This is a genomic window from Vibrio algivorus (assembly GCF_030161215.1).
GTDB classification, from domain to species: domain Bacteria; phylum Pseudomonadota; class Gammaproteobacteria; order Enterobacterales; family Vibrionaceae; genus Vibrio; species Vibrio algivorus.
On sequence record NZ_BSPV01000003.1, the window covers coordinates 42,347 to 62,850 of the forward strand.

At 38.4% G+C, this 20,504-nt stretch carries 17 protein-coding genes; 4 read left to right on the forward strand and 13 right to left on the reverse strand.

Annotation, left to right across the window (positions count from 1 at the left end; translation table 11 throughout):
- The first annotated feature begins 67 nt into the window (after window positions 1–67).
- A complete protein-coding gene (locus tag QQJ93_RS01860; RefSeq protein ID WP_089123816.1) occupies window positions 68–724 on the forward strand; it encodes a nitroreductase family protein in 657 nt (218 codons plus the stop codon).
- A gap of 154 nt (window positions 725–878) precedes the next feature.
- Window positions 879–3,710: an FAD-binding and (Fe-S)-binding domain-containing protein gene (locus QQJ93_RS01865; protein WP_089123817.1), complete on the forward strand. Its 2,832-nt coding sequence runs from the start codon at window positions 879–881 to the stop codon at window positions 3,708–3,710.
- Window positions 3,711–3,851: 141 nt separating this feature from the next.
- Here the strand turns inward: QQJ93_RS01865 and QQJ93_RS01870 are convergent, their stop codons facing one another.
- The 13 genes from QQJ93_RS01870 to QQJ93_RS01930 form a co-directional block, all read right to left on the reverse strand.
- The gene (locus QQJ93_RS01870; RefSeq protein WP_145981764.1) at window positions 3,852–5,201 is read right to left on the reverse strand and encodes a hypothetical protein; all 1,350 of its coding nucleotides are present in this window, start codon (window positions 5,199–5,201) and stop codon (window positions 3,852–3,854) included.
- Between the two features lie 114 nt (window positions 5,202–5,315).
- Entirely contained in the window at window positions 5,316–5,726 is a 411-nt protein-coding gene (locus tag QQJ93_RS01875; RefSeq protein ID WP_089123819.1) for a hypothetical protein, read from the reverse strand.
- Between the two features lie 59 nt (window positions 5,727–5,785).
- Complete coding sequence (locus tag QQJ93_RS01880) at window positions 5,786–6,895, reverse strand: glycosyltransferase family 4 protein (protein ID WP_089123820.1); 1,110 nt, start codon at window positions 6,893–6,895, stop codon at window positions 5,786–5,788.
- Window positions 6,896–6,945: 50 nt separating this feature from the next.
- Window positions 6,946–8,151: a glycosyltransferase family 4 protein gene (locus QQJ93_RS01885; RefSeq protein WP_089123821.1), complete on the reverse strand. Its 1,206-nt coding sequence runs from the start codon at window positions 8,149–8,151 to the stop codon at window positions 6,946–6,948.
- 14 nt (window positions 8,152–8,165) lie between these two features.
- Window positions 8,166–9,389: a glycosyltransferase gene (locus QQJ93_RS01890; RefSeq protein WP_089123822.1), complete on the reverse strand. Its 1,224-nt coding sequence runs from the start codon at window positions 9,387–9,389 to the stop codon at window positions 8,166–8,168.
- Window positions 9,382–9,582, reverse strand: coding sequence for a hypothetical protein (locus tag QQJ93_RS01895; RefSeq protein ID WP_089123823.1), 201 nt, complete (start codon window positions 9,580–9,582; stop codon window positions 9,382–9,384). Before QQJ93_RS01895 ends, QQJ93_RS01890 begins: the two co-directional genes overlap by 8 nt.
- Window positions 9,575–10,957, reverse strand: coding sequence for a capsular biosynthesis protein (locus tag QQJ93_RS01900; RefSeq protein WP_089123824.1), 1,383 nt, complete (start codon window positions 10,955–10,957; stop codon window positions 9,575–9,577). Before QQJ93_RS01900 ends, QQJ93_RS01895 begins: the two co-directional genes overlap by 8 nt.
- Entirely contained in the window at window positions 10,954–12,165 is a 1,212-nt protein-coding gene (locus QQJ93_RS01905) for a lipopolysaccharide biosynthesis protein (protein ID WP_089123825.1), read from the reverse strand. Before QQJ93_RS01905 ends, QQJ93_RS01900 begins: the two co-directional genes overlap by 4 nt.
- On the reverse strand, window positions 12,162–14,270 hold the full coding sequence (locus QQJ93_RS01910) for a GumC family protein (protein WP_089123826.1): 2,109 nt from the start codon (window positions 14,268–14,270) through the stop codon (window positions 12,162–12,164). The genes QQJ93_RS01905 and QQJ93_RS01910 overlap by 4 nt, the downstream gene beginning before the upstream one ends.
- A 14-nt stretch (window positions 14,271–14,284) precedes the next feature.
- Window positions 14,285–14,824 carry a polysaccharide biosynthesis/export family protein gene (locus tag QQJ93_RS01915; RefSeq protein WP_089123827.1) on the reverse strand — a complete coding sequence of 180 codons (540 nt, stop codon included), beginning with the start codon at window positions 14,822–14,824 and terminating at the stop codon, window positions 14,285–14,287.
- A 1-nt stretch (window position 14,825) separates the two neighbouring features.
- Complete coding sequence (locus QQJ93_RS01920; RefSeq protein ID WP_160117523.1) at window positions 14,826–16,124, reverse strand: porin family protein; 1,299 nt, start codon at window positions 16,122–16,124, stop codon at window positions 14,826–14,828.
- A gap of 15 nt (window positions 16,125–16,139) precedes the next feature.
- Window positions 16,140–17,534 carry an undecaprenyl-phosphate glucose phosphotransferase gene (locus QQJ93_RS01925; RefSeq protein WP_089123829.1) on the reverse strand — a complete coding sequence of 465 codons (1,395 nt, stop codon included), beginning with the start codon at window positions 17,532–17,534 and terminating at the stop codon, window positions 16,140–16,142.
- A 50-nt stretch (window positions 17,535–17,584) separates the two neighbouring features.
- Window positions 17,585–19,087, reverse strand: coding sequence for a DUF4832 domain-containing protein (locus QQJ93_RS01930; protein WP_284186019.1), 1,503 nt, complete (start codon window positions 19,085–19,087; stop codon window positions 17,585–17,587).
- Between the two features lie 130 nt (window positions 19,088–19,217).
- Between QQJ93_RS01930 and QQJ93_RS01935 the strand changes: the two genes are divergently transcribed.
- Both QQJ93_RS01935 and QQJ93_RS01940 read left to right on the forward strand, forming a co-directional pair.
- On the forward strand, window positions 19,218–19,364 hold the full coding sequence (locus tag QQJ93_RS01935) for a hypothetical protein (protein ID WP_284186020.1): 147 nt from the start codon (window positions 19,218–19,220) through the stop codon (window positions 19,362–19,364).
- 211 nt (window positions 19,365–19,575) lie between these two features.
- Complete coding sequence (locus QQJ93_RS01940; RefSeq protein WP_089123831.1) at window positions 19,576–20,478, forward strand: glucosamine inositolphosphorylceramide transferase family protein; 903 nt, start codon at window positions 19,576–19,578, stop codon at window positions 20,476–20,478.
- The last annotated feature ends 26 nt before the right edge of the window (window positions 20,479–20,504 follow it).

Below are 20,504 nucleotides of genomic sequence, written 5' to 3' on the forward strand. Positions count from 1 at the left end.
AGTCACCATATATACCCAAATAACTTCAAAGCACTTTCGCTTGCTGCTTGCATTAGGAATAAAAATAATGACTCACCCAATTATCAAAGATCTAGAATCTCGCTATACGGCTAAACGTTATGACGCTAGCAAAAAAATCTCTCAAGAAGATATGAAAACCCTGATGGATGCGATCCGTTTATCGGCGTCGTCAATTAACTCTCAGCCTTGGAAATTTGTTGTATTAGAATCCGATGCAGCGAAACAACGTTTCCACGATACATTCGCCAATAAATTTCAGTTTAACCAACCGCATGCCACTAGCGCATCTCACATCATTTTGTTTGCTCATAAGCTGCAATACAGTAAAGCCGATTACGAAAAAGTTATCGACCAAGGAATTACGGATGGCCGTAATAAAGCCGAAGAAAAAGAGCAAGCGTTCGGTGCTTTCGCATTCGTTGACTTAAATACCAATGATCAAGGCTACAACGATGAGTGGACTAAATCTCAGACTTATATTGCCCTAGGTAATGCTCTTCATATATTGGCTCGCTTAGGTATCGACTCAACCACAATGGAAGGTATCGATTCAGAGCTTATTAATAAAGAATTTGCTGCAGAGTTAGACGGTTACGAGTGCCACGTTGCTTTGGCGATTGGTTACCACAACCCAGAAGAAGACTACAACGCTAAGCTGCCTAAATCGCGCTTATCAGCAAAAGAGGTTGTGATTACGCTGTAATGTAATCTCACCCTAGCAAAAGGTAGCGCTCGTTGCCTTTTTTGTTTTACACGATCTATTCCGACAAATTCTGTCACTATCACTTTTGTTAGTTTCCGTCACACCCTATACTTGCTCACAACCTCGTTAATATATTGATAATAAAGCAGGAAGCATGGGTATCTATTCTCAACTTGAGCACGCATTAGTTAAACGCATTGATAGCGAACGCATTATTACTCAGCAAGATAAATGCCTTGCCTATGGCACCGATGCCAGTTTTTATCGCTTAGTGCCTAAGTTGGTGTTGAGATTAAAAGATTTAGAAGAAGTGCTGTATGCCATGCGTTGCTGTCGAACGCTGGAGCTGCCCTTCACGTTTCGCGCCGCAGGTACCAGTTTATCTGGCCAAGCGGTTTCTGATTCTGTCTTAATCACTTTAACGGATAGTTGGCGTACCCATCAGATTCACGATAATGGCCAAAAGATCACGCTACAACCGGGGGTAATTGGTGCCGATGCTAATAAATATCTAGCACCTTTCTCTCGTAAAATAGGCCCCGACCCGGCTTCTATCAATGCCTGTAAAATTGGTGGTATCGCGGCCAACAATTCCAGTGGCATGTGTTGTGGCACCGCGCAAAACTCTTATCAAACGCTAGAAAGCATGAAAATTGTATTTGCCAATGGCTCAATTTTAGACACTGGTAACCCAAGTAGTATTAAAACTTTTAAAAAGTCGAATGCAGCATTTATCAGTAAGATTGGCGCACTTGCTCAAGAGACTAAAGCCAATCACGAGCTAGCACACCTTATTCAGCACAAATACCGTTTGAAAAATACCACGGGATACTCAATTAATGCTTTAGTCGATTTCAGTGATCCAATCCAAATTATTCAACACTTGATGATAGGCTCTGAAGGGACATTAGGCTTTATTGCTGAAATCACTTACAACACGGTAGAAGAACATGCAAATAAAGCCTCTGCCCTGCTGGTATTTGAAAATATTGAACAAGCGAGCCAAGCGGTAACCGTTCTCTCTAATTCTCCTGTTGCGGCGGTTGAAATGATGGATGGGCGATCTTTACGTTCGGTGGCTAATAAACCAGGTATGCCTAAGTTTATTCAAGATCTAAACTTAGAAGCCGCAGCATTATTGATTGAATCTCACGCCAACGATCAAGAAAAATTACAACAACAATGCGATACCATTTTAGATCGTGTTGCTTCATTTGACATTATTGAGTCAGTTCCATTTACCTCCGATCCTAACACTGTTGCAGGCTTATGGGATATCCGTAAAGGTTTATTCCCCGCGGTAGGAGCAATAAGAGAAACGGGCACAACTGTCATTATTGAAGATGTGGCTTTTCCGGTTGAGCACTTAGCGCAAGGCGTTCGAGAACTTCAGCAGTTATTTGAAAAATATGAGTACTCTGAAGGCATTATTTTCGGACATGCATTGGATGGCAACTTGCACTTTGTGTTTACTCAAGGATTTGAAGCTCAAACAGAAATTGATCGCTACGGTCAATTTATGGATGAAGTCACTCAACTGGTTGCAGTGAAGTACCAAGGCTCACTCAAGGCAGAACACGGCACTGGCCGTAATATGGCACCCTATGTGGAGCTTGAATGGGGCCAACAAGGTTATCGCTTAATGCAAGAAATTAAGCAGTTATTTGATCCTCAAGGTTTGCTGAATCCTGGTGTAATTATTAATGATAACCCTCATGCCCACTTAAGCGATCTCAAACCTATGCCGAAAGCGGATGAGTTAGTTGACCGCTGCATTGAATGTGGCTTTTGTGAGCCGGTTTGTCCTTCCCGTACTTTAAGCTTGTCGCCGCGCCAGCGCATTGTGCTATATCGAGAATTACAGCAACAAAAGCGAGATGGAAAAGCCACTGCACCTGAGCTGGAAAAACTGTTTAACTACCAAGGCATTGAAACGTGCGCAGCTACAGGGCTATGCGAACAACGTTGCCCAGTTGGGATAAATACGGGTGATTTAATAAAGAAATTACGATCCGAGCGACACACAGATAAAGCGCCTCTCATTGCTCATTGGACTCATAAACATTTCAGTACCTCAACAAAACTGGTTAAACATGGGCTAACTATTAATCATATTATTTCTAAGTTACTGCCCAATGATCTGATATCCAAAGTCGCCAATGGTACTCGTCGATTAAGTGGTCAGCGTCTGCCTTTATGGCTACCAGAGATTCCAAACGCGAACCACCATAAATTACCGATGGATACTCAAAAACAAGCGCAACAAGATCGATTTAAAATCGCCGATGTTCAACATCGTAAAGTGGTTTATTTTCCATCATGTATCAGCCGAACCTCTACATCAAACCATACTCAGCAAGCACTGACCGAAGTCACGATGTCTCTGATCACCAAAGCGGGTTTCGATATTATTCTCCCTAAAGATTTGGATAATCAATGCTGCGGTATGCCTTATAAGAGCAAAGGGTTAAACCAATTAGGCGACAGTAAAGCAAAAGATTTAGAAGACAGCTTATGGCAGGCGAGCCACCAAGGCTTATACCCTATTCTAATGGATACTAGTCCGTGTGTTAAACAAAGCTTGGCGCAATTTACTAAGCCACTACACTTGTTTGAACCTTCTGAATTTGTCATGAGACACGTCACGCCTCACCTGAACTTTGAACCGATTAATGAAACCATCATGCTGCATGTAACTTGTAGTACACGCACACTAGGGTTAGAAAACATCATGGTAGAACTCGCACAACGCTGCGCCAAGAAGGTGATCATACCTGAGCATATTCAATGTTGTGGCTGGGCTGGCGATAAAGGATTTAACACCCCAGAGCTTAATGCCGCGGCGCTCGCCCCACTTAAAGAACAAGTTCCCGTGCATTGCAGGCGAGGCTTTAGTAATAGTTTAACTTGTGAAATTGGTCTGTCGCACCACAGCGGAGTGCCTTATCAATCGATTTTATATTTGGTGGATGAGGCGACGGGGTAAGCTAATTCCCATCAATTATAATCTCCTATTGTTAAAAAGCTCCGCTTCTCAGGCTACAGAATTCAAGCCAGAGAGGTGGAGCTTTTTTGTAAATAGAGGCGAAAATTTATCGTTTGAGTATCATCACCTAAGTGCCAGCAACTAAAGCAGTGCATCAAGTTCTTGATACACTCCACCATCACTTTCATTAAGTGTATAAGGTGTATTTGGATCAAAGCTAGTTACCTTATAACCCTTAATTACACTACCTGATCCAACAGCATTCAGTGTGTTAAGTATCTTCACATTTTCTAAATACATTTGCCCACCCGAAATCGCCATAGGAGCTTCTGCTGTCGAATTCTTAATCGTATAAACACCAAGTGGGCTTATATTACGGCCATACATTCTTGGATCAACAAGATAAGAATTCGTTATGGTTAAGTCGACATCGCCTTCTAAGTCAGGCCATGCTGTAGACACTTTTGAGTTATGTAACGTTAATGAACTATTCCCACAAGTCCATGTTTTATCTTCTACGACTTCCGCCTCTGCACGACCTGTTGGATTTCCTAGCGCATCTAAACTACAACTATGATCTGTCATTGATGAATCAAAAGAGTCAGGATTAATTTCCCACCCTAATCCAAAACCATCGATCGCATTCTCAATCGTTAAATTCACTTCCTGCTTTAGTGCGATATCTTGTTCGTAAATATAAGAATCTGTGATATCAAAGGTCGTGTTCAACCACATGTCATCTAAATTCAAATCGCTCCAAACTCGGTTTTTGGCCAGCTCAATGGTGCTATCACCTGACATTGGATACATTTCTAACCAAATACTATGTGATTGATCGACATGTATATCTGCCCCATTTACAGAGTTTAAAATTGTCATATGTACAGTTGAATAATTAACGGCAGAATACGTCACTGGCCCATTAATGGTTATCCACGGCGTACCTTGGAAGTGGTCAAATTGAATCACACTATTCCCCAAGAAATCCCAAGCAACCCAGCTTCCAGTATGTGAAAAGGCATAGGAGTCCGTTATATCTAATTGACCCGTTACTTTAAACCTAAGTTGCTCTTCAACATTTTGGTCCCACAGCAGTAAACAGTTTGTAAAGCTCAAAGAACCTTCGATGTTCAAATCATGAATCTGGTCATCGGTCGCCCTGATATAAATAATTTTATTTTCATAGCTTTGGCTTTCACCAGCAGCAATATTAAGTTGCTCAGGGCCAAGTACGATTTGCTCACGATTATCTGTCGGTTTTGGTTCATAGCCCCCTATCCCATTATTGAGATTTTGATTCCATTGTGGCGCATTAGGATCGTCACTATTAACAATATAATCAAATGGATTTTCCATCGCATACTGTTCACGATTATCACTAGTCACTGTATTTTGTTGCCATGGATATTCATTGTTTCCACAACCCGAAATAACCAAAGCGATAGCCATATAAATGACAAAAATCGGATTAAATAATTTTCTTTTAAACACAAACATTAAAACCTATAGCGCATATACCCAAAGTAATTGGAGTTGCAGTGAGTCGAATGAACGCCGACAACAAAGCTACAGCTTCAAGTATGACGGGTATACAACTGATTAAATTTAATTAAAATGACTTTGGAAATAATCCCATACACCAAAAGAAAAATGCTGAAAGATATCAATACCCAATGCAGACTTAATTAAATACATCACTAAAACAGCAAATGAAAATAGAACAAAAACACTCGCAAGAATAAACAATGACTTAAGTACCATAGATAAAGTACTTGAACGACTTGAAGTCTTACGACGATCCTTACCTAATAAAAAGACGGCATAATAACGCCAACGACCAACACCGATCACTGGCCGAAAATCAACGTAGTGGTCATTTCTTACATTATTAACGGCAACGGCCATTTCAATCGCGTCTCGTTGCTTACTATCAAAGCTATCAAGAACCTCTTGAGGTATTGCTCGCATCACACGAGAAATCACCTGACGCTGTTCTTCGGTATACTTTTGCTCCACGCTTATCGCCTCTTTACAACAATCAATGCTATATAACTTTATCAAAAGAATTGTCGACTCTACTTTTCACCAGCCGCAAGCAAGTAAACATCATAAGTTTGCTGCGCTATTAAATCCCAATCATACCTTTTGAGATATTCATCGTAAGACACCGGAGCTTGACCAACTTTTTCTCTCAACATCTTGGCTAATCGTTGGCTGTCACCAGTCGGGAAATAACAACTATCAGGTAGGTGAACGGCTTTATTAGCTGAAATATCACTAACAATAACCGGCAAAGAAAAAGACATCGCTTCTAATAGGGCAATAGGTAAACCTTCACTGAATGAGGGGAGAACGAAGGTATCTGCTTGTGAAAAGATACTTTGTAATTCATCACCTGATAAAAAACCGGTCAACACCACACCTTTAGTATTTCGAGCAGATTCTTTTAACGATTCACTGTAATCCGTCGGGTGATCATTATCACCGACCAAGACTAACTTTTTATTGATCCCACTACGCTTGTAGGCTTCTAATAAAACGTCTAAGCCCTTCTCTTGAGAGAACCGACCAACTGCCACGACATAGTCTTTCGATTGCAAACCGTATTTTGATAAATATTCAGCCACTTTGTTTTGTTCGGGCAACTGTGGCGGATTAACACCATTAAAGATGAGATGGCAGTTATCACGGCCATATTTTTCTTTCATTAAGTCTTGCATGAAGTCTGAAATCACAATCACTTCGGTGGCAAAGGTCATGGCAAATTTTTCACCTAATCGTAGGATAAACTTCGCTAACTTGCCCCATTTCTGGTGGTCATAATTTTGGCTGTGATGAGTAAACACCACTTTCTTACCAAATAAGCGTAATAACGGAGTAACTAAACCCGGGCCGATTGCATGCACATGAACAATATCCGCTTTGCTTTTTACCGCATAAAGCGCAGCCAGCAATGAGTGGACAGGCGCTTCAAGAGACTTATTCTTTAGTGTCGGCAAGGCTTTGAGTTTAACGCCTTGGTAAACGCTTTCACTATAAGAAACATAGGGTTTACGGGCAGTTACGGTGATATCTAGACCATATTTATCAACCAGTAATGGATACAAGGACTGACAGTGTGACTCAACCCCTCCAAGAAGGTCAGGGATACCACGTGTTCCCAATACCAAAATTGATTTATTCACAATAAAGCCCCGTTTAATTGCTCACACTTAATCACGATGACTGGCATAAACTATTGAGCCAGTAACGAAGTGTATAGATCCATAAGATCGGTTTTATGTTTTTCTAATGAGTACTTTTCTAACAGTCTTGCGCGTGCTTTTTGACCCATTTCCCTGACAAGGCTTTCATCATCCGCCAGTAATTGCATTTTATTAGCAAGCTCATCAGCATTACCGGCTTCAAATAAGTAACCTGTCTCACCATCAATAATTTGTTCTGGAATACCACCAATATTGGCACCAATCACTGGTTTGCCATAACTCATAGCTTCAAGCACTGACATCGAGCAGTTCTCATTCACTTCCGAAGGCACAATAACCGCTTTAGCATTTTTTATAAGATTAAGTAGAGTCTCTCCAGTTTGAAAACCTAACAGTTCAACATTTTTATATTGCTGTTCAATGTGTTCAAACAAAGGGCCAGTACCCAATACTTTTAATGGACTATCTGCACTCAACTTCTGATGTGCTTTGGCAAGAGTTTCTATACCTTTTTCTTCAATTAATCGCCCACAATAAAGAAAATATCCGCCATCCTCACCTATTTCAGTAGTAGAAGTGTCAATACCATTTGGGATTATATTTATATTCGCTGAAGGTATTTGATGTAAAAGCATGGCTTTCATAAATTCGGAAGGCGCAATAAATGCATCTAAGCTTTCATACGTTTTTTTAATACGATGAAAAAGGGTTTCCAATGATAATAAAAAGCTTCTCGGCCAAGAACCGTCTTGCCATTGGTATTTGAACAAGCTGAGATAACGGCCCGATATTTTCTCTAGATCCACCGTTTTTCCAGCGGCTAACATTCCGTAATTAGGGCAAACTGAACGGTAATCATGTGCGGTTAACACAGTCTTACACCCTAAGTCTTTTGCTACTTTTATAACTGACGGAGTGATCTGGTGGTAGATATTATGAAAATGAACAATATCTGGCTTCTCTTGTTTAATCAGCTTTTCAATTTGATCACAAGCATACTGATTATGTATAAAGTTAAAGGCCACTTTTAAACTATTGAAGATTGAATGCTTGCCATGGTAATCAACATTTTCAACAAAAAATTCAGCTTGTTTTGATGGCAGATTTTTCTCATGTTGCATAGAAAAATCCATCACCTGGTGACCTTCCGTTTTCACCATTTCTCTCTCTTGAAAGAAAACGGTCTCTGCACCACCATGAGGAAAAAAGAATTTATTAACAAACAGTACTTTCATTACATCACCAGCCACTAAGAATTTTGTTGTTGTATAATATATTTAATATCTGCAGCCACTTGATGCCCAATAAAAGCATAAGAGCGGTTACTTTTAATGTATTGATAACCCGCTTCTAATTCATCATCAGACATGGGTTTTTGTGCTAGTTCAATCATAGCTGCCGCATAAGCTTGGCTTGAACCATCGGTCACTCTTCCACAACTTGATTGCTCAATGACAAACTGTTGATCTGGCGAATCATTACAAATCATTGGCTTTTTCAATGCCATGTATTCCATCGCTTTGGTTGGCGTAGATACATCTAATAATAAGCCACGGTTCATAAAGCCGATCACCATATCAACTCCTTTAAGATAAGCCCACGCTTCTTCGGTTTTGACCCAGCCGGTTATATAAAAGTCTTCCGTTAAACCTAGTTCATCAGCTGTTTTTTGAAGGAATTCTCGGTCCATCGTCACTTCAGAATCACCTACAAAGAGTAACTTTAAGTCCGGTACAGCTTCTTTAGCTTGCTTAAATGCTTCTATAATCACTTCTAATTTTCGTAAACGATCTAAACTACCTAAATAGCCTACAACGGGAGCATTTCCCCAACGCTCGATATGCTTGACTTGGGTATTTGATAAACTCTCTATTTTATCGAAGTCCACTCCCATCGGAACGACAACCATACTGTCAGGATCGATGCCCTTTCCTTTCATATAGTTAAACATGAAGTCACTTTGCACATACACTCGATCAGAATGCGGTAGGATAATGCGATAAAGAATAAATTCTTCCAGTAAGCCTCTAGCTAAAATAATTGGCCGTTTCCAACTAGGAATATTTTCACTTTTATCTTTAGCTCGCATAGTTCGACTTTCAGCATAAAGAAAAGAAACCCAATAGGTGGTCGGCAACTTGATTAACTTAGCAATTAACATGCACACAAGCCCAACCCAAACCATGTCGCGAACCTGAATAAGCCTAAAACCCGCTTTCTTGGCATGAAAGGTAAGTTTGATAGCATTAAAGAAATAAACTAATGAATCTAAATGGCGATTACTGGTCTTCTTACTGGTTAATAGTCGAGTACTGTCATCTTCTAAATGAAGTGTTTCTTTATCTGGCATACCTACGATCGTAGTATCGACACCTTGTTTTGGAAGCTCTTTTGAATACAGCACATCAACATCAGGACGATAAGATGGCAACTCTTCTGGTACAAAATTGATTACCTTAATTTTCTTATTCATGCTTAGACTCCTTAAACACTCTAGCGGGGTTGTCTGCCACAATTGAATTAGCTGCGATATCTGATTTAACGGCAAAGACTTTTTTAAATATCCCTTTTAGGTAAAACAATGACACCAGATGGAAGTTAACAATAAACAGTCTCATCATTAAGGCTGAACTTAAAGCCAACTCCTTGTTGATAGTTTTAAGCATAATAAGTCTCTAATTTTGTCAATGTGGCTTTCCTAATAATCAAAATGGCACCTAGTGCAAAATAGAACTGGAACTGAAAAACGGGGATTAAGGCCAATAATGGGGAATAAGGTAAAGTAATAAAACCAACAATAATAAATGCCCTAAAAGCGGATTGATAAGAAAGTAACTTAATATCAGCAACCGAAAGGTCCTTAACTGAAAAATATGGCTGGGGCTTCGAATATTTAAAAATCAAATAAACAACTAATATAAGCAATGCTGTACCAATCAAGCCTATTTCCCATAAAAAAATAGCAATCGCAGTTGACCCTAGACCTAAATTAAAATGTTTCGCTAAAAAACCAGGATCAGCCCCACCAGCATTAGAGCTATTTAACCCATAACCGAACAACTGACTAACGATTCCATGCGCATCTGAATGCTGCCCCCAAAAATACAACGCGGTCAATCGACCTAGCTCATCTAAATTTCCATCAAGCCCCGCCACAACAAGTGTTGGATCAAAAATATATTTAGTACTATCTAAAAACATATCAAATACCCCCATATTGGCTTGGTATTGAGTAGCATAAGTTAATGTCGAAACAACAATGATGATTAACAATAATATAACCGCGCCTAAGAATAGAAATAATATTGTTTTTGTACTAATTACTCGAACTTCTTTTATGTAGCTTGAACTAACATAGACATAAAGGAAAAAAATGGGAGCTAATAATATAGCGAATTTAACTTCAGCTAAGGTACAAATACTCAGCCCTATCACAACATGTACAGTAGCCGAAAATAATGTAGTTGCTCCATTTTTAAATTCAGATACTTTCATCAGCATAATAAGTAAGCAGAATAACCCCATGGAGGCACCATTCCCCCCCGCAATCATACTTCCACCAAAAGTGCCCACTACCGAATCAAATTTGTCCATCGGGCCTTGTGCAGCAACACGAGCAGGAACTACCACGATAAACTGATAAAGTACTAGTGGTATTTGAGCATAAAACACCCAATATAATTTTTGACAAATTCTATACAGTTGCGACTCACGACAAAAACCTAAAAACAAACAAGGTAATAACAAAGAAATACCAATGCCATTTTTAATACCAACAATGGTTGCTTTAATTCCGACTTGAATAATGGACGGTATTAAAGCCAAGCAAAAGAACCCTAAAAATAAAATGAGAATAGAAATTTCTAAGTGATCGAGCGGTTTAAAGTTGTAACGTGTCAGCAACGGTAATAAGGCCACCATTCCCATCGTCATGATAAAAGGTAACCAAAGAAAGGCCTGTACTTCCGTGAAATACTGAGCTGTGCCGCTAAATATTAGCGTTATAAATACATAGACTTGAAAAAAAAGTCCTGTATTCATTTCTCACAAATCCCGTCACGCAATTTAGTCGCATTTTTATTGATCTTGAGATAAACCATAAAGTATCGGCCAGCCGTCAACGTTGTGAAAGCTAACAGTGATAATGCGTAATCTTTATGGAAAAATGGCAATAACACAAATGCTAAGAGGACAATCAATAACTGTTCACATTGAATGCGTAAAAACGAGCTTGGGGTACCAAAGATCAGCTCTACTACCGTTAATGGCACAAAGGCGAGCATGGCAAATACGTAAGGTAGCATCAAGCGCGAGGTTTCTACTGATTGTATCCATTGATGATTACCAAAGTATTCCGTCACTAGAGGATATACAAAATAGATTCCAGCGACAGTCATTGCGGCTATTGACACAAGAAATAGACGAACTTGCTTAAACTCGACGTAATTAAATGTTTTATTACGAAAGTCTTCTGACCATTTAGAAAAAGTATAATTTCTAACAGATTGACCCAGTATCAAAACTGGCGATAAACAGAAGCGATTTACCACCGCAAAGTAACCAGCCACAAGCGGGCTAAACCAGTAATTAATCAGTACAGTAGGTAATTGCAAACTTGCATTTGCCACAACCTCGGCAGTCCCGATTCGGGATAAATGATCTTTATATTTAGAGAAAAATAGTTTTTGAGTTCTGTACTTAAAATCTTGTTTAGAAAAGTAACTAAAATCCATCCCTTTATACAGCCAAGTAGAAATTAAAACCAAATGAGAACATGCCCAAATATAATAAAAATAGTCCACTTTAGGTGAAGCGAGCAAAGAAAGGAAAACCACTAATGGTACTGAGATACGTTGTATTGCCAAGGTATTGAATGCCTTATGACGTAAAAACATATATTCAGATATAATCATCATGGAATAACTGACGGTTAACAGGTATACCGACACCACTGGAAGGGAAAAGAAAAAGCTCACTCCAAACACATAAACTGCACTCACACACCATGACTGCAACATGCAAAAAATCACCGCCTTTCCCACTTCATTCTGTTCCACTTTAGGTAGTAAAAAATGAGAACCATATAGTGAAACTTGGGTACCAATCATCACAATACTGAGTGTCAGAGCATAATTACCGACATCTGCCATTCCAAATTGAGAGGACATCAACAAAATAGTAAACGCCCCAAACGCTTGAGATATCACAGAAGACGCCCCAATAATGGAAGCACCTTTAATCAAACTCATAGAATAATATCCTCAACCGTAGGCAAGTTTAAATTTTCGTTTAGCTCTAAATGCTTATCATCAACCTTATTAAGAACACCACCTAACATTTGGATATCTTTTAGCTGCTCTAAACCTTCAAGTAAAATATTGGCAGAGTTATAATTTGACTCGATGACTAATATCCCAGCATCAACCAATTGGCTAATTAAAACCGTATCTTTATGATCTGAAATAGCAGGGGTATCAACAATAATGTAGTCATACTCTTGACGTAAATCTTGATATAGCTCAGATAACTTTTGATTGGTTAACACCACTAGTGGTGAGCGAGATAAGCTCCCCATAGGTAGGAAATCAAACCAAGGTTGTGTGGTTATAAGGCTCTTCATCGAGTTATCGCCATATAAGGCGTCAATTAATCCTTTCTCATCTTCAACACCAAATGATTGAGTTAAGCTTGGTTGCCTTAGATTCATATCAATCAACAACACTTTAAAATCAATCGCCATTGACTTAGCAATTAAGCTTGATATCAAGGATTTACCTTCTGCTTGAGTTGACGATGTTACCGCTATAACTTGAGCCTCACTCTTGAGCAATAAAAGCTGACTACGTACCCCCAAAGATGCGGCTTCTAAAGCAGGATATTTAACGCTATTTTCAAGCGCATCTTTTACCGTCATTTTTAACATATCTTTGGTTTCGGGTTTATAGCACTTAAACTCTCCCAATACATTCAACCCTAGACGCTTGCCAATGTCCCTGACCGTCATGATCTTGTTATTTAATGCAGCAACAATAACGACCAACATCACCGCAATTAATAACGACATGATAGCAACGACAATAATTAATAGTGACTTATTGGGCTTAGTTGGGTTTTTAGGAACCATAGCAGCGTCAATCGACTTAGTAGTTGACTCTGTAAATTGGTTATTCACTTTCGTCTCATTCAAACGCTGCAGTAACTTGTTATATAAAGAACGAGTATGAGCAATATCATCCATCATATTGTCATATTGCGTTTTTTGGACTCCTAATAAATGAAATCCTTGTGCATTTTTATCAACTTCCGCTTGTAATTGTTTTTCTTTAAATACAGCAGCGTTATATTGATCTTTAATGCCTTCTGCTATTTCTTTGATTAGTTGATTTGATTGGTTTTCTAAGATCACTAGTTGTGCGCGAGCTTGAATCACTCGTTCATGTTTAGGACCGTATCTCTTTTCTAAATCAGATAATACCGTTCTCTGATCGGTTAGCATTTGCCGTATATTTTCAATATTTGGATGACGAGAAACATCAGGAATAGACATAAGATCAATTAAATCACCCTTTTGATATTTACGAACGATATTATAAAGGGATTCAATACTGATTCGCTGTGCTCTTGCTGTGGCTAAATCTTCAGACAACAAAGTTAACTTTTTCGATGGCAGGCCATCTACACCATAAAAATTAATCAGATTTTCACGCTTCAAAAAAGCATTCAAATCTTTTTCTTTTTGCTTTAATTGAGCATGAGTATCATCAACCTGTTGTTGCAGAAAAGCGATTACCTTTGAATTTGCCTGATTATTATCCTCAATAGAAAAATCAATAAATACTTTTACAATACCGTTAGCAACATCGGCTGCATATTGAGCATTTTTTGCTTCAAAACCAATGCTCACCAATTGAGTCTTTCTGATTGGTAGAATACTCATATGCTCAAAGACATACTTAATACTTTTTTCTTTACGTTGCTCTATGGAATGACTATTAATATCAAGGCCATCAATAAATTCAGGCTTTTCATATAATTTTAAATCCTCGACAACTTTCTCAACAACACGACGAGACTTTAAAAGCTCATATTGAGTCTCGTAATACTGTCCGCGAGTCGAATCAAAATCGACTGTTTTTTCAAACGTCGTTGAATTAATTAATTCTGCTTTCAATAAAATAGATGCATAGGACTCATATTTTGGAGTCATCATTAACACAAGCGGAATAGACAATCCTGTCATCAACACAGCGAAAAGCGTAATTTTCCACCAATTTGTTTTTATAGCTTTAAACAAACGAGAAAAATCAATAATGCTTTCCAACTTATTTCCGTCTTCCACAAACAATGAATTCATTTAAACAACCTAATTTAGAAAAAGCTTTGCCCAACAATAACGACATCTCCAGGATATATCACTTCAGTTTCGGTGACATCTTCCAATAATGTGCCATTAGCGCGACGAACATTGATATCATCCCTATCCGCTCGGTCAGTGAATCCACCCGCTACTGCAATGGTTTTTTCTAGAGTAAAACCCGGCTGATATTCATAACTACCCGGTGTTTTTACTTCTCCTGAAACGTAAATGGGTCCAAATTCCAACATAATTACCGTGACCATAGGGTTATTCACATAACCATCTTTTAGGCGTGCTTGGATTTCATTCGCAACTTGAGTAGGTGTTTTGCCTTCTAATTGCAATTCACCGATTAAGGGGTACATAATTTTACCGCTTTCATCAATTCGTATCTTCATCGACAAATCGGCCTCGTTATAAACGAGAATTTGGATCTGATCGCCCATCCCTAATAGGTAACGATTACTATCACTTTTAGGCTCTTCTGCAAGAGTAACGTTAGCCATAAAACTCATCACAAGCACACTAAGCAAAAGGTATATTTTCTTCATATTAAATTCCCACTTTAAGTGATAAGGACACTTCATTTTGCTCATAACCTAAGTCTCTTTTATACTCAGATCCCGCCATATATACTGGATCGGTACGATCATCACTTGTAAACAATATATAACGATATAAAAGACTTAACTCCACATTGGGTCGAAATAGATAGCCTAAACGGAAGTCTAAGTAGTCATATTGTTCTTTATTATCTTTGATCTGATATTCATCGTTTATATGATTATATGTAATATCACTCGATACGTGGCCTAAGAACTCATGCGTCCAAGTCACGCTATTTTGATAAGACTGAATATAGTCCCCAGTATTATCGTTTTCTTTTGCTTCACTCGATGATTTTACAATAAAGGTTGAGTAATTTACTGGCTTCCATTGATACATTACACTCCAGTTGACACTAGAACTGCTACTGCTTGCCAGTTTATTGTCTAAATAGTAAACCCGAGCTTCTACCTTAGATTTTCCTGTGAACTGACTGATAAAAGAAAAGAGAGCAATATACTCATCGTTATCTCGTTCAGGATCGAGGTAATCAAAAGTCTTATACATTAAGGTGTAGTCAAATCGAGTGTGCCCTGTAACCTGATGGCGGAAGTCAATACTCGCTCTCGTTTCGACTGATTCTTCATTTTTTAAATAGTCCTGAAATACCGGATCGTAACTATCCAATACATCGTAATCCAACTCATTTCTTTGAAGTTCAAAGATTAAATTCCCTTTCCCGCCTTTTGCCCCATAAGTATATTGGGCAGCTAAATTACTGCTCTGCGTATTTAGTTCATGAGTAATATTAAAATCACTAAAGGTAGCTTGTTTGTCAGAGGAACCATCTGAGTAAAAATAAAAACCTTTTGTCGCACCAGAGCCACGAGCTTCATGACCTAACTTATAACTTGCGCTCAAATTGAGGTGATGGCGGATACCCAATTCCCAGTCAAAAGTGCCATAGAAAAAATGGTCATTGTAGCTATCGTCTTCAACTTGCTGATCGTTATACTTCCGGTAATCACCTTGATAAAACAGGTAAAAATCTTTGGTGTTTCGCTTACCAGCAATCGATAGCTCCGGTTTTACTGCAACATAGTCCGAGCCAATAACTTGGTAATGCTCTTGATAAAATACATTATCATTGTACCCATACTCTGCCGTTAGGTTGCTTTGGTACTCTAAACCTAGCCAATCAATATGAGTGTTAGAGGAAAACTCGGCAAACGACGGCATAGTAAAAAAAAGCAGTAGCAGTGCATACCATTGCTTTTTCTGTAATAAAGCGATGCTACTGCTCACCCTCATAGCAAACCTTTAATAAGCCGTTTCGCTGACAAAACCTTTAAAAATAGTCAAAAAGATAATTTTAAAGTCATACATGGGTGTCCAATTTTGCATATAGCGAATATCGTATTCAACACGCTTGACCATCTTATCGACAGTATCCGTTTCACCTCGATAGCCTTTAATTTGAGCAAGCCCAGTGATGCCCGGTTTCACTTTGTGACGAATCATATAGTTATCAACGATTTTTCGATACTCTTCATTATGAGAAACCGCATGAGGTCTAGGCCCGACAATTGACATCGTCCCTTGTAGAACATTAAAAAATTGAGGTAATTCATCTAAAGAGGTTCTGCGAATAAATGAGCCAAATTTAGTCACTCGAGGATCACCTTTCGTTGCTTGAGTAACAACAGCATCATTTTCCATCACTTTCATTGAACGGAATTTCCAAACTTTAATCTTTTTGCCACCTAAGCCATATCTATCTTGCTTGAATAATACCGGACCAGGAGAACTTAATTTCACCCCTAGTGCAACACAAGCCATCACAGGTAATATCATGAGAGTGATTAAGCTACCGACAAGAATATCAATAACCCTTTTAATAATGCCTCCTAAGCCTTCAAATGGAGAAGTAAACACACTAAAAGACTGCACCCCACCAACGTCTCTTAGCTGAGCACTCGATAGATGGTAGCTATATAAATCAGGGACTATCATTATATCCACCGTACTATCAGACAAAATACGCAAGAAATTTCTAATACGATCTCGAGCAACCATAGGCAAAGCAATGTAGATTTCATCTACTTCATTATTTTTCGCGATGGTAAGTAGGTCATCAATCTTCCCTTGATAACTTCCTCTCGTTATATACCCAAATCGATTCTCAGCTCTTTCATCAAAGTAAGAGATATTATGTACGATAGAAGAACCATATTTCGCTACTAAACCCTTTTCAACCGACAGCCCAATTGGTGTCATCCCAAGAATCGCAATTCTCGGCTTTGATACTTGTACTCTTGTTAGAACAAGACGACTGGCTAAGATAATCAGATAGGACCATAAATATTCACTATGGACGATGCTTTCTTTTGCTAACACATCAGCCATTCCCGGGAGAGTTTCAAGTGCATGACGTAAAGCCCACAAAATCGCCACTAAACAAATTGAGTTGAAGGTAAGCTTTAATATGATTTTTCTTTTTTTATCGTGAATAGAGAGATCATAAAACCCTGTAAAGGTTCCAATTGATAAAAACATAAAAGCAATTACTAGAGCAACAGCAATATCTAAAATAGAAATTGTTTTCTCGCTAATACATAACAAACCTATGTATGTTAAATTTATAGCAACGAAATCAAAAAGCCTCATCACAGAGGTGAAGCTATCTTTATAAACTTTAACAACGTTATGATTCATTATTTCCCACCAAAATAAAATCCCTTATTTTTATAATTATTAACATTGAATCATTTAATATCGACATTGATCAATCGATACCAGTTATTACTATTTTCGTTATCGATCGCAATTTTTATTTTAGCATTGCGTGATCCTAGGCTTACCAAACCAACTTCTAGTTGGTATTTTCCCGGCTTCAGAGTCTCCGGTAATCTGAATTTATTCGCTAAACTATAGACGGTAGGTGCATCACCATTATGCTCTGCCGGTAGCCATTGAGTGATATCGTTATTAGCTTGAAAATAAGCTACTACATTGTCCTGACTATCAACTAAGCGCCACACTACCGGATAGTTAGTATAACTTGGCGCACTGCCTTTATTAACCCAATCAGACTGAATAGCAATAAAGCTACCCGCTCTGAATTTACTTTGCACAGTGAGATGCTTTAGCACTAACCTGTAACCAAGTTTTTTTCTAAACTCATCCAATGCTTGCTGATATACAGGTGGGATCTCACTCGATTTAAGGTTAAAAAGTGAAGCGTGTAAATCAAGTGCCTTATCAAAGGTTTTAATTACCTTTTCTTGAGTATACACATTCGGCTGTTGTGCCCACTCTTGCATGGTATAGCAAATCTCAAAATCGACCGGGGCGTGTTTCCAACGGGATAGAATTAAAGGATCGGAAGTGTTTTCGATATGCGACAACGTTTGAGGGTAAGCATCTTGCATATGGTTCCAACCAGGTGTCCAATCACCGAAGCAATCCGCACGCCAACCTAAGCCTTGACGAGTCGCCATACCAGAGAAATCATCATCGGTTGTCCCTAAATCAATGGTTAACATTGTATTAGGAAACGCAGCTTTCATCATATCAATATAAGCCTGCAAGTTTTCTGCCGTGTAACCATTCGCTCCCAACGTTGAAGCGTTATCGGCGGTATGAGAGTACAGGTGTCCTTCCCCCCAAGTACCAACTAAACCAACATCTAAACGTAACAAATTAGGATTCGAGTTATACCGAGCGCCCATTGCTTGAAGAAAGTTATTTAAATGATTCTGAAAAATGGGGTCATGGTAATCAGGGACAAAACTATTATCGTCAGCGCAAAAATCTTGAGTTTCTGGGTCTAATTGTTGCTTCAACCAACACGGAATTCCGAGCACCTTCTTATACTGCCGTGGTGCACCAGCATAGTAAGTTTCATCTTTACCAGCCAGAGTCATAAAGCGAATAACCACTTTCTTATTCAGTTTTGCGGCATCTTGAATAGTTTGGTCGATAAGTTGGAAGTTATATTCCCCTTTTTCCGGTTCTAATTCTTCCCAATACCAGCGAAAATACACAACAGAAGTCTCAGGATAACTTGGAATATTCCAATAGGGATTATCTTTGATGTTAATCGTTTGGTGATCAACGATCCCTATATCTGGGTTCACAAGAATTTGGTCACTTTCGACTGGAGAATAATCAATAGTACTAGCACAAGCAGTATTAAAAAATAAAAACATGAAAGGTGGAATCAAGGTAATTAACACCGTTTTCATTGATAATTTAAATAGGTTCATTACAGTACCATTGACCAGACAGATTATCGGACATAAATGTGCAATTTATGTTCGATATTATATACCCAAATAACTTCAAGATGCGAGTTTCAGCAAAAATAAAACAAGCTTTAGGCAAGGCAAATTGAATATGATCATAGTTATTCTATCTCTACTCAATTTAACGCCGCATAAAGCTTGTTTTAACTTGCCCTTCGGGAGCTTCATCCAAATCTTTATACTGCGTCAGATTGGTTTGAAAGGTGTCTACATTCCTTCGCCAATCTTCCTTGCCTAAAGGTTTGGATGATAGCTCTGAATCCTGCATCTTGAAGTCACTTGGGTATAGTCTATTTCTGGTCATCATGAAATGCTATTTAACAATAGAGCGCCACATAAACTCTAGTTTTATAGGTATAATTTACACGCGTAACATAGATTAATCCTTATTCTAAAGTGTACAATAATAGACATATTTAATTAGTCCTCTTTAAACACAGGATCCTGTTTTGAAATCACTATTAAGCAAATTTACAACTCAAGATTTTTGGCGAATGGGATTAATACAACAAAATCCGATATCCATTATTGAACACGGCCTGAAAGCATTTGATATCCAATGGTTCAACTTTACCGAAAAAGATTTCGAGGCAGATCCATTCATTTTCATGATCGGTGAAAAACGCTTTATTGCTTATGAAATTTTTGATTACTCCCATGGTAATGGAAAAATTGAATGCGTGGATTTAGAAGGAAAACGCTATCCTTTCTTTAATGATATAAACACCATCACCGGACATAAATCATACCCATTCATCTTCGAAGAAGCCGGCGACATTTATTGTATTGTCGAAACATCCGATTTGAATGAAATCACGCTCTACCAATTTAATGGTTCAAAATTCGTCAAACATAAAACGTTACTTAACGATGGAAAGTATATCGACTCCAATATCAAAAAAATAAACCACGTTTTCTATTTGTTTACCTCCACCTCTGATGCCCCTTTCAAGCAGCTATTGTTCTACTCTGATACATTACTCGGTGAGTACCAATTACACCCTTTATCTCCTATCGCAAATGATATTAGGAATGGTCGAAATGGCGGCCCAATCATCGAAGACAATGGTCAGTACTACCGTGTAGGACAAAACTGCCAACAGACTTATGGTGGTAGTTTACAAATAATGAAAATAACAGCGATTTCACCAACTGAATATCAAGAGCTGCACTTCAAAGATCTAATGCCTGTTGAACCCTTTTCTGATGGTATTCATACGCTCTCCTATTGGGGCGATACTACGGTTATTGATTCTAAGAATATTCTAGTAAAATATTCTAATATCTATCGAAAGATAAAATATTTATTCATGGTTAAGCTAGGTATTGAAAAACCTTTTTTTGATAAATAATACCAAATCCAATAAGTAAGTTATCT

What these genes read in the sequence shown, in the direction of transcription:
- QQJ93_RS01925 (WP_089123829.1), bottom strand. Translation starts at nt 17,534, where the DNA reads ATGAATCATAACGTTGTTAAAGTTTATAAAGATAGCTTCACCTCTGTG.
- QQJ93_RS01930 (WP_284186019.1), bottom strand. Translation starts at nt 19,087, where the DNA reads ATGAACCTATTTAAATTATCAATGAAAACGGTGTTAATTACCTTGATT.
- QQJ93_RS01865 (WP_089123817.1), top strand. Translation starts at nt 879, where the DNA reads ATGGGTATCTATTCTCAACTTGAGCACGCATTAGTTAAACGCATTGAT.
- QQJ93_RS01915 (WP_089123827.1), bottom strand. Translation starts at nt 14,824, where the DNA reads ATGAAGAAAATATACCTTTTGCTTAGTGTGCTTGTGATGAGTTTTATG.
- QQJ93_RS01935 (WP_284186020.1), top strand. Translation starts at nt 19,218, where the DNA reads ATGATCATAGTTATTCTATCTCTACTCAATTTAACGCCGCATAAAGCT.
- QQJ93_RS01885 (WP_089123821.1), bottom strand. Translation starts at nt 8,151, where the DNA reads ATGAAAGTACTGTTTGTTAATAAATTCTTTTTTCCTCATGGTGGTGCA.
- QQJ93_RS01890 (WP_089123822.1), bottom strand. Translation starts at nt 9,389, where the DNA reads ATGAATAAGAAAATTAAGGTAATCAATTTTGTACCAGAAGAGTTGCCA.
- QQJ93_RS01910 (WP_089123826.1), bottom strand. Translation starts at nt 14,270, where the DNA reads ATGAATTCATTGTTTGTGGAAGACGGAAATAAGTTGGAAAGCATTATT.
- QQJ93_RS01905 (WP_089123825.1), bottom strand. Translation starts at nt 12,165, where the DNA reads ATGAGTTTGATTAAAGGTGCTTCCATTATTGGGGCGTCTTCTGTGATA.
- QQJ93_RS01900 (WP_089123824.1), bottom strand. Translation starts at nt 10,957, where the DNA reads ATGAATACAGGACTTTTTTTTCAAGTCTATGTATTTATAACGCTAATA.
- QQJ93_RS01860 (WP_089123816.1), top strand. Translation starts at nt 68, where the DNA reads ATGACTCACCCAATTATCAAAGATCTAGAATCTCGCTATACGGCTAAA.
- QQJ93_RS01895 (WP_089123823.1), bottom strand. Translation starts at nt 9,582, where the DNA reads ATGCTTAAAACTATCAACAAGGAGTTGGCTTTAAGTTCAGCCTTAATG.